The 13,890-nt window shown below is 50.1% G+C and carries 12 protein-coding genes and 1 tRNA gene; 12 read left to right on the top strand and 1 reads right to left on the bottom strand.

The genetic code is table 11. The annotated features are described in order from the left end of the window. The first annotated feature begins 239 nt into the window (after positions 1 to 239). From PBA01S_RS13975 to PBA01S_RS13925, 11 genes are all read left to right on the top strand, one after another. Complete coding sequence (locus tag PBA01S_RS13975; RefSeq protein WP_164744161.1) at positions 240 to 1,070, top strand: RNA polymerase sigma factor; 831 nt, start codon at positions 240 to 242, stop codon at positions 1,068 to 1,070. A gap of 19 nt (positions 1,071 to 1,089) precedes the next feature. Further along, the gene (gene clpP / locus PBA01S_RS13970; protein ID WP_028539076.1) at positions 1,090 to 1,686 is read left to right on the top strand and encodes an ATP-dependent Clp endopeptidase proteolytic subunit ClpP; all 597 of its coding nucleotides are present in this window, start codon (positions 1,090 to 1,092) and stop codon (positions 1,684 to 1,686) included. A gap of 488 nt (positions 1,687 to 2,174) precedes the next feature. Next, entirely contained in the window at positions 2,175 to 3,635 is a 1,461-nt protein-coding gene (gene guaB / locus PBA01S_RS13965) for an IMP dehydrogenase (RefSeq protein WP_016314648.1), read from the top strand. A 146-nt stretch (positions 3,636 to 3,781) separates the two neighbouring features. Continuing rightward, complete coding sequence (locus PBA01S_RS13960; RefSeq protein WP_016314647.1) at positions 3,782 to 5,194, top strand: D-alanyl-D-alanine carboxypeptidase family protein; 1,413 nt, start codon at positions 3,782 to 3,784, stop codon at positions 5,192 to 5,194. Positions 5,195 to 5,281: 87 nt separating this feature from the next. Then, positions 5,282 to 6,163, top strand: coding sequence for a pyridoxal 5'-phosphate synthase lyase subunit PdxS (gene pdxS, locus PBA01S_RS13955; RefSeq protein ID WP_009226788.1), 882 nt, complete (start codon positions 5,282 to 5,284; stop codon positions 6,161 to 6,163). A 136-nt stretch (positions 6,164 to 6,299) separates the two neighbouring features. Further along, positions 6,300 to 6,878 (top strand): pyridoxal 5'-phosphate synthase glutaminase subunit PdxT, encoded by a 579-nt coding sequence (pdxT, locus tag PBA01S_RS13950; protein WP_016314646.1) that lies wholly within the window; start codon positions 6,300 to 6,302, stop codon positions 6,876 to 6,878. Between the two features lie 142 nt (positions 6,879 to 7,020). Next, positions 7,021 to 8,307 carry a serine--tRNA ligase gene (gene serS / locus PBA01S_RS13945; protein ID WP_127576208.1) on the top strand — a complete coding sequence of 429 codons (1,287 nt, stop codon included), beginning with the start codon at positions 7,021 to 7,023 and terminating at the stop codon, positions 8,305 to 8,307. 61 nt (positions 8,308 to 8,368) lie between these two features. Beyond that, positions 8,369 to 8,457 (top strand) — tRNA-Ser (locus PBA01S_RS13940). Positions 8,458 to 8,567: 110 nt separating this feature from the next. After that, positions 8,568 to 8,723: a hypothetical protein gene (locus PBA01S_RS13935; protein ID WP_016314644.1), complete on the top strand. Its 156-nt coding sequence runs from the start codon at positions 8,568 to 8,570 to the stop codon at positions 8,721 to 8,723. 310 nt (positions 8,724 to 9,033) lie between these two features. Then, positions 9,034 to 9,849: a YitT family protein gene (locus tag PBA01S_RS13930; protein ID WP_232228338.1), complete on the top strand. Its 816-nt coding sequence runs from the start codon at positions 9,034 to 9,036 to the stop codon at positions 9,847 to 9,849. Between the two features lie 109 nt (positions 9,850 to 9,958). After that, positions 9,959 to 11,035: a hypothetical protein gene (locus PBA01S_RS13925; RefSeq protein WP_127576207.1), complete on the top strand. Its 1,077-nt coding sequence runs from the start codon at positions 9,959 to 9,961 to the stop codon at positions 11,033 to 11,035. 97 nt (positions 11,036 to 11,132) lie between these two features. Here the strand turns inward: PBA01S_RS13925 and tadA are convergent, their stop codons facing one another. Continuing rightward, positions 11,133 to 11,630: a tRNA adenosine(34) deaminase TadA gene (tadA, locus tag PBA01S_RS13920; protein WP_009226794.1), complete on the bottom strand. Its 498-nt coding sequence runs from the start codon at positions 11,628 to 11,630 to the stop codon at positions 11,133 to 11,135. Between the two features lie 352 nt (positions 11,631 to 11,982). On the opposite strand from tadA, the gene PBA01S_RS13915 reads away from it, so the two are divergent. Further along, a complete protein-coding gene (locus PBA01S_RS13915; protein ID WP_028539081.1) occupies positions 11,983 to 13,881 on the top strand; it encodes an ATP-binding protein in 1,899 nt (632 codons plus the stop codon). Positions 13,882 to 13,890 lie beyond the last annotated feature (9 nt).

Genomic DNA, 13,890 nt, shown 5'->3' with positions numbered 1-13,890 from the left:
TTCCCAAATAACATTTTTGCAGGAATCGTATCAAAGGGCACACGCGTTGGATCCGAAAATGCTATGATATATAAAAATTCTGATCCTACCGCGTATCGTTCCTTCCGAAAAATACGTTTATACCGTTGAGTAAGCATTCAGCTTATTCCGGGTTGGTCGAAGGCTGGTTTGTAGGACATAACACAAGATGGCTCTTCGAAGAGAGTGCGATCTTACATTACAGAGGGAGGTGGGTTCCGGTGCCAATAGCAGCTAGAGAGCGAAATCCGCGGAGACCTGTGTCTGCACCGTCCCGTTCTGGAGAGGGCAACTTTCATTCATGGGTCCAATTGTATGGTAGCGAACTGCGTAACTACTGCCGTTCTATCACCGGTTCCGTGTGGGAAGGGGACGATTTGGCGCAGGATACGTGGCTCAAGATATGGTCGGCGACGCAAGGGAAAGGGGAAAACGTACAACTCACACGAACCTATCTCTACCGTGCAGCCCAACATGCTTGGATCGACTGCAATCGCAAAAGGAAGCTTCCGGCCGAATCGCTCCCCCTGGACGAATATCTGCAAGCGCCGGAACCAACCGATCCCGCTGCAGTGTGGGCTGCGATGGAGACGTTGGTCACCGAGCTTTCGCCTCTTCAGCGCACCACGCTGTTGATGATTGATATTTTAAAATATACAGCTGGCGAAACAGCGCAGTTGATCGGGTCGACTGAAGGGGCCGTCAAAGCATCTTTGCACAGAGCGCGGGTCCGACTGCGGAATGCAGTGGAGGGTTCCAGCCGAGCAGTTACAGCGCCCCGGCAGGATAAGGTTCAGTTCATGGAGGAGGACTTCTTACCAGGATCGTTAAGCGACGACGTACTGGTTCTTGCCTACATGGATGCGATTCGCCGAGAAGACGCCGCTGCGCTGGCGATGCTGTATAACGACGCGCGGCCTCAGGATGTGGTTCCGGTAGTCACGCTTCAATCGTACCGTCGCAGCTCTTTACGGAGCAAGGCAGTAGACACTTCTGCGGCCGTTCCGGTGCACAACCATCTGATGTTGATGTCTTACGGTCTTGCCGCCTGATTTTGAAGGAGGGTAAGCCATGAGTTCAGTTATTCCTTACGTCATTGAGCAAACTGCTCGGGGAGAGCGGTCATATGACATTTATTCACGTTTGCTGAAGGATCGGATTGTGTTCCTTGGTTCGGCGATTGATGATCAGGTAGCGAATAGTATAATGGCGCAAATGCTGTTTCTGGCAGCGGAAGATCCAGAGAAAGATATTTACTTCTACATCAACAGTCCAGGCGGTTCGACATCAGCGGGCTTCGCGATCTACGATACGATGCAGTATGTAAAACCTGATGTGCAGACGATCTGCTCCGGGATGGCAGCCTCTTTTGCTGCGATTCTGTTAATGGCCGGGGCCAAAGGCAAACGCTTCGCACTTCCGAACAGCGAAATTATGATTCACCAACCGCATGGTGGTGCCCAAGGGCAGGCCAGCGACATTGCGATCAGTGCCAATCGGATATTGCGAACCCGGTCTGTGCTGAATACCATTGCTGCGGATTGCACTGGTCAACCCTTGGAGCGGATTGAAAAAGACATGGACCGCGATTATTTCATGAGTGCAGACGAAGCGCGCGAGTACGGGATCATCGATCAGGTGATTACGCACAATAAGCGCGTTAGCTGATTGAAGTGCATACCAAGGAAAATCCAAGGACGGCAGAAGGCGCACAGCCCTCTCCGTCCTCTTTCTTTTTGCAGAATCAAACGAAGGGGATTGGGGCAGGATTAGCATCAGGATCCCTGCAAATTCTTAGTCAATGTACGCGTAATAAAGACACTCGTATCCGCTGGGAAGCCGCCTGTTTTTTTGCTTAAGCTTGTCCTTGACAGCCTAGAGGGGCTTTGCTAAGATGGGAACAATATATTTTCGTAAGCGGCTATACGGTCTTGATATATAGGGTTGTGTCTTCATAGGAATGACAGCGGTAGTCGTTTTTTTTAAGATATCAGAAAGTATAAACTGCGGGGGATTGGCATCCTGATATCGCAAGAAAAACATCCGCTAAACGCGGTCTGTCTACTTTGAATGTACGTCGATAGACGTTTTTCTTATACCCGGATTTCAGGAATGAAGCCCAACAAATCAACAAATTCGAAGGAGGATTCATCACGGTGTGGGAAAGTAAATTTGACAAGGAAGGCTTAACGTTTGACGATGTGCTTCTGATTCCCCGTAAATCGGAGGTATTGCCTAAAGAGGTGGATGTGTCCACTCGGCTTAGCGACAAGGTGAAGCTGAACATCCCATTGATCAGTGCGGGCATGGACACAGTCACAGAAGCGGCGTTGGCGATTGCCATCGCACGGGAAGGCGGCATTGGGATCATCCACAAAAATATGCCGGTCGAACAACAAGCTGAAGAGGTCGATCGGGTGAAACGCTCCGAGAGCGGCGTAATCACCAATCCTTTCTCGCTGACTCCAGATCATCTCGTATCCGACGCAGAGCAGGTTATGGCCAAGTTCCGTATTTCCGGCGTACCGATTGTAAATGAGGAGCAGAAGCTGGTGGGGATTTTGACCAACCGCGACCTGCGTTTTGTTCATGATTACAATATCAAAATCAGCGACGTCATGACGAGAGACAACCTGATTACCGCTCCGGTAGGAACCTCGTTGCAAGAAGCTGAAATTATTTTGCAGAAGCATAAAATCGAGAAGCTTCCGCTCGTTGACGAGAATAATATCCTGAAAGGCCTTATCACAATCAAAGATATTGAAAAAGCAATCCAATTCCCGAACGCCGCCAAGGATGCCCAAGGGCGCTTGCTTGTAGGCGCAGCGGTGGGGATCTCCAAGGATACGTTTGAACGGACGGAGGCTTTGGTGAAAGCCGGCGTTGACGTCATTACGGTGGATTCGGCGCATGGACACCACATTAACATTATTGATGCAGTGGCCGAGCTTCGCAGACGGTATCCGGATTTGACGATTATCGCAGGTAACGTAGCGACAGGTGAAGGAACGAGAGCTTTGATTGAAGCGGGAGCTTCCGTCGTGAAAGTAGGGATTGGACCGGGTTCGATCTGTACCACCCGCGTCGTTGCCGGGATCGGTGTACCGCAAATTACAGCGGTTTATGATTGTGCGACAGTTGCCCGTGAATACGGGATTCCGATCATCGCGGACGGCGGTATCAAATATTCTGGCGAAATCACCAAAGCAATCGCGGCTGGTGCGCATGCGGTCATGTTGGGCAGCTTGTTTGCCGGAACGGAAGAAAGCCCTGGGGACTCGGAAATCTATCAAGGGCGTCGGTATAAGGTATACAGAGGCATGGGCTCGATGGGGGCCATGAAGCAAGGTAGTAAGGACCGCTACTTCCAGGACGATGACAAGAAGCTCGTGCCGGAAGGGATTGAAGGTCGCGTAGCGTATAAGGGACCGCTCTCGGATACGATCCACCAACTTATTGGTGGTCTGCGTTCCGGGATGGGATATTGCGGCACGAAGACGCTCGACGAGCTGCGCAACGATACGCAATTTGTCCGCATTACGGGTGCCGGCCTGCGCGAAAGCCATCCGCATGACGTGCAAATCACCAAAGAAGCGCCTAACTACTCGATTCAATAAACTGATAAATTTTGATAGAAATGGGCTGACCATTTTATTCCATCACTGGCAGGGCGTTTTCCGCCCTGCTTGTCTTTTTTTACAGATACCCCTGTGATAGAATAGATAAAGCAAAATGAAAGAATATGAGGGGAGCTTTAAGGGCATTGAAACTCAAACAACCACAACGCAAATCGACAACTAAACGGCATGTCTTGCGCAAAAGCGTTGCTTCTGTGCTGCTGGTGAATGCGCTAGTATTCTCTCTTGCGCCGGCGATGGCGCTGGCAGAAGGGGAACAGACGGAATCTACTAATGCCGGAACAACATCAACCGAAACGACGACAGTGCAAACAACGGCTACCTCAATTCCTTCCGTGGAGTCTTTAGATTTGGAAGTCAGCGCTGCGATCTTGCTCGAGCCTGTCTCTGGCCAAATCTTATTGAACGTTAATGGGGAACAACCGCTGCCTCCGGCCAGCATGACCAAGATGATGACCGAATATATCGTAGCGGAACTTGTGAAACAAGGAAAGTTTAGCTGGGATGACGTAGTGACAGTACAGAAAAATGCAGCCCAAACAATCGGTTCACGGATTTTTCTGGCCGAAGGGGATCAACATACTGTAGAAGAACTCTATACGGCGATGGCGATTGCCTCCGCCAATGATGCGACGGTGGCTCTGGCGGAATACGTAGCCGGCTCCGAACAGGCTTTCGTGAAAATGATGAACGATGAAGCGAAGCGAATGGGGATGAAGACCGCTCACTTTGCCAACTCAACTGGTTTGGATATTGCAGATATGCCAGCGGAATTCCGGCCAACCGATGGGAAAGAGACCGTAATGTCCGCGCTGGATGCTGCGATTTTGGCCAAATATATTGTTACGGATCATCCGGACTTTGCTCGCTTTACCACAATTCAAAGCAAGAAGTTCCGTGAACGCGATGCCGCGCCGATGGTGAACTTGAACTGGATGCTGGAAGCGAATAAGAACGTCACGAATTTTAAACAATTTGCTTACGAGGGTCTGGACGGTTTGAAGACGGGACACACCTCCAATGCCGGAAACTGCTTCACAGGTACCGCGGTGCGTAACGGCATGCGTCTCATCAGCGTCGTTATGGGGACCGCCTCGGACAAAGCTCGCTTTGTGGAAACGCGGAAAGTCTTAGACTACGGGTTCAACAACTTTGAAACGAAGCAAATTGTACCGCCGAAGACGACAGTGACTGGAACCGAAACCGTGACGGTGAAGAAAGCGAAACATACGGAAGTTCCGGTGGTAACCGATCAAGCGGTTAGCTTCGTTGTGCCGAAAGGTGCAGATACCAACGCGGTTCAAGCTAAAGTGACACTGGCTGATGAAGGCACTCTGACAGCGCCGCTGAAGCAAGGAACGAAGGTTGGGACGGTAACTTATACATTTAAAGCGCCGGGTATGGACCAAACGCTGGAGAAGACGGTCAATCTGATCACAGCCGAGGATGCGGAGAAAGCCGGCTGGTTTACCTTGGTGATGCGTGCAATTGGCGATTTCTTCAGCGATCTGTTTAACGGGATCAAAAATCTTTTCTAAGGTCCATTCAAATCCGAGTAAACGGGTTGTGTATTTAAGTCGTATCTTGTAAAATATTTAGTTAGATTATTATCGGGAGGATTGGACATGGAAACAGGAACATCGCGTGTTAAAAGAGGTATGGCTGAGATGCAAAAAGGTGGCGTCATTATGGACGTCATGAATGCGGAACAAGCCAAAATTGCCGAAGCGGCCGGGGCTACCGCCGTTATGGCGCTGGAGCGTGTGCCTTCCGATATCCGGGCGGCTGGCGGCGTTGCCCGCATGGCGGATCCAACGATTATTGAGGAAGTCATGAAGGTTGTCTCCATCCCGGTTATGGCCAAAGCACGTATTGGTCATTACGTGGAAGCGAAAGTTCTGGAATCGCTTGGGGTAGACTATTTGGACGAGAGTGAAGTACTGACCCCGGCGGATGAAGTGTTCCATATCGATAAACGGGATTTCACGGTGCCGTTCGTGTGCGGCGCGAAGGATCTGGGTGAAGCGTTGCGCCGGATCAGCGAAGGTGCATCGATGATTCGGACGAAAGGCGAACCAGGAACGGGGAACATCGTTGAAGCGGTCCGCCATATGCGTCTGATCAACAGCCAAATCCGTAAAGTACAAAACATGTCGAAGGATGAACTGTACGCAGAAGCGAAGAACCTCGGCGTTTCTTACGATCTGCTGCTCGAAGTTCATGAGAAGGGTAAATTGCCAGTCGTTAACTTCGCGGCAGGCGGGGTAGCGACGCCGGCGGATGCTGCCCTGATGATGCATTTGGGTGCAGACGGGGTGTTCGTGGGATCCGGTATTTTCAAATCGGATAATCCAGAGAAATTTGCCCGGGCGATCGTTGAAGCGACGACGCACTACACGGATTACAAACTGATTGCTGAAGTATCCAAGAACTTGGGTACACCGATGAAAGGCATTGAAATTTCCAAATTGGCCGCTGCCGAGCGGATGTCGGATCGCGGCTGGTAATCCAGATCGCGGAATAACCGCTGGAATCAAAGGCAAGTCTTTCACCCCGGCTGTCCCTTGGGATGGTCGGGGTACATCTTAGTAAACTGGGGTTTTGCCTGAATGTTCGAAGCCCTCTAGAGAAAGAAGGTTTGTCATGAGAGTAGGGGTGTTGGCGCTGCAAGGCGCAGTTGCGGAGCATATCCGCAGCCTGGAGAAGACCGGAGTTGAAGGCGTAACCGTAAAGCATGTCGAGCAGCTTGCTGACTTGGATGGATTGATTATCCCTGGCGGCGAGAGCACGACGATCGGCAAGCTCATGCGGAAATACGGCTTTATTGAAGCTATTCGCGATTTTTCTGGACAAGGGAAACCGATCTTTGGGACCTGTGCAGGATTGATCGTCATGGCGAAGGAGATCGAGGGCGGCGAGGAGCCTCATCTCGCTCTGATGGATATTAAAGTATCGCGTAATGCGTTTGGACGTCAGCGTGAAAGCTTCGAGACCGACCTTGACGTGAAGGGACTTGAGGCACCGTTGCGGGCCGTATTTATTCGTGCTCCGCTGATTACGGCAGTTGGAGACGGAGTCGAGGTGTTGTCGACCTACAAGGACGAGATCGTGACCGCACGACAAGGGCACTTGCTCGTATCGTCGTTTCACCCGGAACTGACCGACGACTTCTCGCTACATACGTATTTTGTGGAGATGATCAAGCAAGCCAAGCAGCCGTAAGCAGGCCTTGACTCCTTTGCGGGTTGAGGTTTTGTCTGTTTTACCGGCGTTTTGAAATTCCGTTATACAGCCTTTCCGTCCGCGGGTCTCCCCAGATGAAGGTCGGCAGGTCTGTGCGGGATCATTCTAGGAGGGACTACTCATGTTAGATGTGAAAATCTTACGTAATGACTATGCGCGTGTTGAGGAAGCGCTGAAAAATCGGGGAAAATCGTTGGAGCTGATCTCCGGTTTTGCCCCGCTGGATGAGAAACGCCGGGAGCTGCTTCAAGAGAGCGAAGCGCTTAAGAACCGTCGGAACACGGTGTCAGCAGAAGTGGCCAAGCGTAAGAAAAATAAAGAGGACGCCGACGAGCTGATCGTGGAGATGCGCGAGGTCGGGGATCGCATCAAGGAACTGGACGAAGAGGTACGGACACTGGAAGCCCAAATTGACCAGCTGATGCTCTCGATTCCCAACATTCCGCACGAAAGTGTACCGGTGGGGGCTTCTGAAGAAGATAACGTTGAAGTCCGCCGCTGGAGCGAACCGCGTAAATTTGATTTTACACCGAAGGCGCATTGGGATATTGCCGCTGACCTCGGCATCCTTGACTTCGAGGCTGCCGCTAAGGTAACCGGCTCGCGGTTTACGTTTTACAAAGGGCTGGGAGCCCGTCTTGAGCGTGCGCTCATCAACTTTATGATGGATCTGCACAGCAACGAGCACGGCTATGAGGAAATGCTTCCACCATACATCGTGAACCAAGACAGCTTGTACGGTACAGGACAACTTCCGAAGTTCGAAGAGGATTTGTTCAAGCTCACCGGCGGCAACGACTACTATCTGATCCCAACCGCTGAGGTGCCGGTAACCAACTATCATCGTGACGAAATTTTAAATGCGGAAGATTTGCCGCGTTATTATGTGGCATATAGCTCCTGCTTCCGTTCGGAAGCCGGTGCAGCGGGCCGCGATACCCGTGGTTTGATTCGTCAGCACCAGTTCAATAAGGTGGAAATGATCAAGATTGTGCATCCGGACACTTCCTATGACGAACTGGAGAAAATGACGGAGAACGCGGAACGCGTGCTGCAGCTGTTGGGCCTGCCTTACCGTGTACTTGCCTTGTGTACGGGGGATATGGGCTTTACGGCGGCCAAAACCTATGACCTAGAGGTATGGCTCCCGGAAAGCGGCGTCTATCGCGAAATCTCCTCTTGCTCGAACGTGGAGGACTTCCAAGCTCGCCGGGCCAACATTCGCTTCCGTCCGGAGCCGAAGGCGAAGCCGGAGTTCGTGCATACGCTGAATGGTTCAGGGCTGGCTGTCGGTCGGACCGTCGCGGCCATTCTTGAGAATTACCAACAAGAGGACGGCAGTGTAGTTATTCCAGAAGTTCTGCGTCCGTATATGGGCAATTTACAGAAGATTACCAAGCGGAATTAACTTGCACGCTTGCGGACGATATGGTAGAATCTGATTTGTTACGCGAATCGGATTTTTCCTTGGAGAGGTACCGAAGCGGTCATAACGGGGCGGTCTTGAAAACCGTTAGGGTGCAAGCCCACGTGGGTTCGAATCCCACCCTCTCCGCCATACATATTGCACATTTAGAGAGCAGAGATGCTCTCTTTTTTCGTGTATAAGGCCAGCCGTTTTTTCGCAAATTAACCTTGTTGATTAAATCAAGGGAGGCTTTATCTGTTATGACGAAACCGCAGACCTATCAAACCTCTGGATCTGACAACATCCAAGACCAGGATCATCGGCGTGATAAGGGGAAAAGAGGCCCAGAACCGTTATCCGGGTCCAAAAAGGTGAAAATGCGTAAACAAGATGGTCATTACAATCCGGAAGGGTAAGCCTAATCCATTGAAAACATTCGCTGTTCCGCAGCCCCAGCTTCTGCTGGGGCTTTTGTATTGAAGGGACTTATGAATTAGAACAAGACAACAAGACAAGAAAATGTCATAATAAAGGTAAGGGTATGTCCTTTAAAGGGGAGCATGAATACTAGAGAAAGCCTGGTGAGAGGGAAGAATTGAGCAAACCAACTTGAAAGGATCGTGATGCCATTTGAACGCAGTTAATCCAAACCATCTGATTCCACCGAATGCAACCCAAGTACGCCAACATAAACAGCGGACGCTGAAAAGTACTTTATTCAGATCGATGTTTATTGTCATTGGAGCGGTGATCGTCTCTGTTGCACTGGAGCTGTTCTTGGTACCAAATAAAATTACGGACGGCGGGATAACCGGTATTTCCGTAATGACCTCTTATTTATCGGGACTCCCGCTTGGGGTATTCCTCTTCCTTTTCAACCTCCCGTTTCTAATTGTCGGTTATAAACAAATCGGCAAGACTTTTGCAATATCCACCCTTTTGGGCATTACTGTTATGTCGGCCGGTACAACACTGCTGCACCATGCTGAACCGTTTGTAACGGATACCTTGCTGGCTTTCGTGTTTGGCGGTATTTTGTTAGGGTTAGGTACCGGTTTAGTCATCCGCTTTGGAGGCTCCTTGGATGGTACCGAAATTGTAGCCATTCTGATTTCGCGCAGAACTCCGTTTTCGGTTGGCGAGATCATTATGTTTTTTAACTTCTTTATTTTGCTTAGCGCAGGCTTTGTGTTTGGCTGGGAGCGCGCCTTATTTTCGTTGTTAGCTTATTATATTGCCTACAAATCGATTGATATCGTGGTAGATGGCTTAAACGAGTCGAAATCGGTATGGATCATCAGCGATCAAATCGATGAGATCGGAGATGCTATTCTAAGCCGTTTGGGCCGCGGCGTTACGTACTTAACTGGAGAAGGCGGTTTTTCCGGGGATCCGAAGAAAGTTATCTTCTGTGTAATTACCCGCTTGGAAGAAGCTAAGCTGAAGGAAATCGTTAATCATTACGATGAAAATGCATTTTTGGCAGTCGGAAACATTCATGACGTCAAAGGCGGACGTTTCAAGAAAAAGGCGATCCATTAATTTGGAGAAATGAATTCCGTCCTATTGGCGTATGGTTTATGATATGTGAGAAGTGTTCAGAAAAAGGAATGCTTTAGAATGAGGTTAGGGCAGGAGAGAGGAGACTGTAATGTCTAGGAAATGGTTCACGTCGATGATGCTGGTGATGCTGTCTGTCGTGCTGGTATTGTCCGGCTGCAGCAGTAAGAAAGAACCGAAGGAAGCCTTGAGCAGCGCAGCGATGAAGGCGCTGGAGATGGATTCCTACGTGGTGGAGAATCAAATTAAGATCTTGGATTTCTCCGTAGAAGGGACAGAAGAGGCAGAGTCTGCAGAAGTAGGCGCGGTGTTTTCCATGCTCAAGAACGCAGAGATCAACATCAAGCAAATTTACCAGAAGGAACCGATGCAAACGGAGGCAACGCTGGAAGTCAAACTGACAGGGGATATGACAACCACCATTACTATCCCGTTGGTGATGACAGCCGAGAAGCTGTATGTGAAAATCCCAAGCATTCCGTTCTTGCCATTGCCGGAGTCAGTGACAGGGAAATTCCTGGTACTGGACTTGAAAGAGCTGGCAGAGCAAGCGGGCGAGGAATTTAATCCGGATCTATTCAACCCGGAGAAGAGTCAGAAGCTGAGTATGGAATTGATGGGGGCATTATTTGCCGAATATGAGTCGGGGGCTTACTTCAGCAACATCGATCCTAAGGAGGCATCGCTACCGGAGGGCCTCAAGGCGAAGCAAGTTGTGCAGTTTGCCATTACGAATGACAATGTAAAAGAAGCGGTGACCATTCTGGTAAACCAGGCATTGCCGAAGATGCTGGATATCCTGGCGAAAGAAGAATACCGTTCGATGCTGCAGCTGACGCCGGAGGAAATCGAGCAGGCGAAGCAGGAGCTGCAGGAAGGCAACCAGGATGAATTGGGCGAGGCGCTGGATGAGATGAAGAATCATCTGCAAATCAACAAGTTCACTGTGGATACCGCCATCGACGAGAACAATTACCCAGCGTACTACAATGTTCAGGTGGACGTCGCCGTGAACGATCCGGATATGCAGACGAACGTTAAGGCAGCGGTGCAAATGACCAGCCACTTTACCCAAATCAACGAGAAGCCAGCCTTTGAAATTGGCATCCCGACAGACACGTTGACTTTGGAACAGCTGCAAGAGGAAATGAGCCAGTTTGGCTATTAGGCGTTAGGACTTATCCAACAGTTTATACTTACACTCGAAAAAAACCTCCAGTCCCATGTTTCTTAAGGGGCTGGAGGTTTTAATGTTTTATGAGAAGTTATTTCTTGCGAAGCCGGCGGAAGAACTCGGTTAACAGCGAGGCGCATTCCTCTTGAAGTATGCCAGAGGTAATATCGGTGCGGTGGTTAAACCGCGGCTCCTGCAGCAGGTTCATCAGCGTGCCGGCACATCCTGCCTTTGGGTCCGGTGCTCCGTAGATCACATGGGGGACACGACACTGTACGATCGCTCCGGCGCACATGGGGCAAGGCTCTAGCGTGACATAGAGTCGACAGTGGAGAAGCCGCCAGGCACCCAGCCGCTCGCTCGCTTCGCGGATGGCAATCATCTCGGCATGGGCGGTTCCATCGAGCGAGCTTTCCCGCAGGTTGTGGCCGCGTCCAACGATTTCGTCGCCTCGGACGATCACCGCACCGATGGGGACTTCGCCGATGGCTTCTGCTTTTCGAGCTTCCCGAATTGCCTCGGCCATCCAATATTCATGGGGATAAGTTGAGGCAGGAGGTTCGGGGATCAAAGGGGATGAAGAAGGCATAGATCAAATCAACTCCTTAATGAACGTAACCATTCGTTTTGTCCAACGAACAGGCATTCGTTGTTAACATGTTGTGAATAACATTGTGTATAACTGCAAGAATATCCCCATTTTTATACACATATTATCCAGAACATTGTGAGTATGTTGATAATTTGTGGATAACTCAACAGAACATCACGTCTCATAGATAAGACTCAAGAACTGGCTTTGTAGGCATTTCTACATATTGTAAGGATACGATCTGGGAAATTCAACGTCTTTGCAAAACATGTCGTAAAAGGTATGATGTATGTAGAAATTGTGAATCCCATAAATATCCATAAATTAGTTCCAGAGGTGGGATAAACACTTGACTATAAAAACCAAGCTCGCTTTGATTATATCTTGTTTTGCGCTGATTATCCTCTCTCTGAATATCGTTTTAAGTTATTTTACGGTACGGGACAATCTGCGCAGGGACAGCGAAGCGAACATGATGCTGACCGCGAATCAAATTGCTATTGCTGTCGAACAAAGTCGTTCGTTGTATAATTATGTCAAGCTCACGTTGGGCGGAAAAATGAGCAGCGACATGACGGATGCGATCCTGATCATGACCAGCCCGGATCGTATTGCGCAAAAATCGATGAGTACGAACCGCAGTCTGTTGGAGATTACAGGAATTGACCCGAATCATTTTGATGAGAACCATCGGCTGTTCGGTACCTATAACTATAAAAATGATGAAGGCTTGAGACAATCGGTCGCAGAGGCCATTTCGCAAAATCGCAGCCTGGTAGTGGATACTCGGATTAACGGCGAACGTGTGCTGGAGTGCTATGTTCCCATTTCGAATTACAGGGAGAATCCTTACGTCATTCGTGTTGTGTCTAGTTATTCCCCGATTGCCGATGCGATCAACAAGCAGATGATCGGTCAGCTTATCGTTTCCGTTAGTCTGTTGGCATTAATGGTGACGGGGAGCTATTGGATGGCTGGCGGGCTGATCCGACCGATTCGCCATATTTTAGACCAGGTGAATGTGTTGGCTTCAGGCCGGCTGGATACTCGTTTAAAAGTCAGCAGCTTTGACGAGCTTGGACTCCTTGCCCACAAAATTAACATCATGGCGGACAACTTGGGCCGGTATACGACCGAGCTGAGGCAAAAAAGCGAAGAGAACCGGTCCATGAAGGAGTATCTGGAATCGATCATAAGCCAGACGGCGGATGCGATCCATATTACGGATGTCAAAGGGCGGGTGTTGCAAGTCAATGCCGCCTTCGAAAGGCTGTACGGCTGGAGCAGCGAAGAAATTGTCGGGAAGTATCTCGAGTATCTTCCGGAGTTCGAGTTAGATGGGCGGACCATTTGGCGTCCGGAGGCGGAAGTGATTGAAACCGCTGAATCGGTATTGGCGGAGACGGTTCGATTGCGCAAGGACGGCAGCCAAGTTGAGGTGAGTATCAGCGTATCACCGATCTTCGACCAAGCGGGCAAAATTACCGCATTGATCAGCATTTCCCGCGACATGACGGAGCACAATAAAATGGAAGACCTGTTGCGTCGGTCTGAGAAGCTCACCACGGTAGGGCAGCTCGCCGCCGGGGTTGCACATGAAATCCGCAATCCGTTGACGACGCTTCGCGGGTTTCTGCAAATGCAGCAGCGCACCCGGACGGTGAACGTGATGCATACCGATGTGATGCTGGCGGAGCTGGACCGAATTAATCTGATCGTCAGCGAATTTCTGATTTTAGCCAAGCCTCAGGCAGTGCAGTTTCAGATCAAGGACGTCCGCTTCACGATGGGGGACGTCGTCTCTTTGTTGGATAGCGAAGCCCATTTACATAATATTGAATTTGAAGTGCATTTCTCGCCAAGCCCGGTTCTGGTACACTGTGAAGAGAACCAATTGAAGCAGGTATTCATCAACTTGTTGAAAAATGCCATGGAGGCCATGCCCAAAGGAGGTAAGATCCTGCTTCAAGTGGAAGAGGACGACAGTGGCTTTGCTGTGCTCCGCGTCATCGACGAAGGCGAAGGGATTGCTAAAGATCGGCTTCAGAAGTTGGGCGAGCCTTTTTACACGAACAAGGAGAAAGGAACCGGTCTCGGTCTCATGATCAGCCAGCGGATCATTGAGGGACACCGCGGGACGCTGAAGATCGAAAGCGAGCTTGGCAAAGGAACGGCTGTAACTATTACCCTCCCGCTTGTACAGGAGGAAGAAGAACATAACAAAGGGCAAGCGGATCTCGCGAATTAAAGCGAACTG

The organism is Paenibacillus barengoltzii NBRC 101215 (assembly GCF_004000745.1).
Lineage (GTDB): Bacteria > Bacillota > Bacilli > Paenibacillales > Paenibacillaceae > Fontibacillus > Fontibacillus barengoltzii.
Note: the sequence above shows the minus strand (reverse complement) of the source record. Positions and strands in the feature narration are given on the sequence as shown.

Coding starts and splice junctions, on each gene's coding strand:
- pdxS (WP_009226788.1), top strand. CDS start 5,282: ATGGAAACAGGAACATCGCGTGTTAAAAGAGGTATGGCTGAGATGCAA.
- PBA01S_RS13925 (WP_127576207.1), top strand. CDS start 9,959: ATGTCTAGGAAATGGTTCACGTCGATGATGCTGGTGATGCTGTCTGTC.
- serS (WP_127576208.1), top strand. CDS start 7,021: ATGTTAGATGTGAAAATCTTACGTAATGACTATGCGCGTGTTGAGGAA.
- PBA01S_RS13935 (WP_016314644.1), top strand. CDS start 8,568: ATGACGAAACCGCAGACCTATCAAACCTCTGGATCTGACAACATCCAA.
- tadA (WP_009226794.1), bottom strand. CDS start 11,630: ATGCCTTCTTCATCCCCTTTGATCCCCGAACCTCCTGCCTCAACTTAT.
- clpP (WP_028539076.1), top strand. CDS start 1,090: ATGAGTTCAGTTATTCCTTACGTCATTGAGCAAACTGCTCGGGGAGAG.
- pdxT (WP_016314646.1), top strand. CDS start 6,300: ATGAGAGTAGGGGTGTTGGCGCTGCAAGGCGCAGTTGCGGAGCATATC.
- PBA01S_RS13930 (WP_232228338.1), top strand. CDS start 9,034: ATGTTTATTGTCATTGGAGCGGTGATCGTCTCTGTTGCACTGGAGCTG.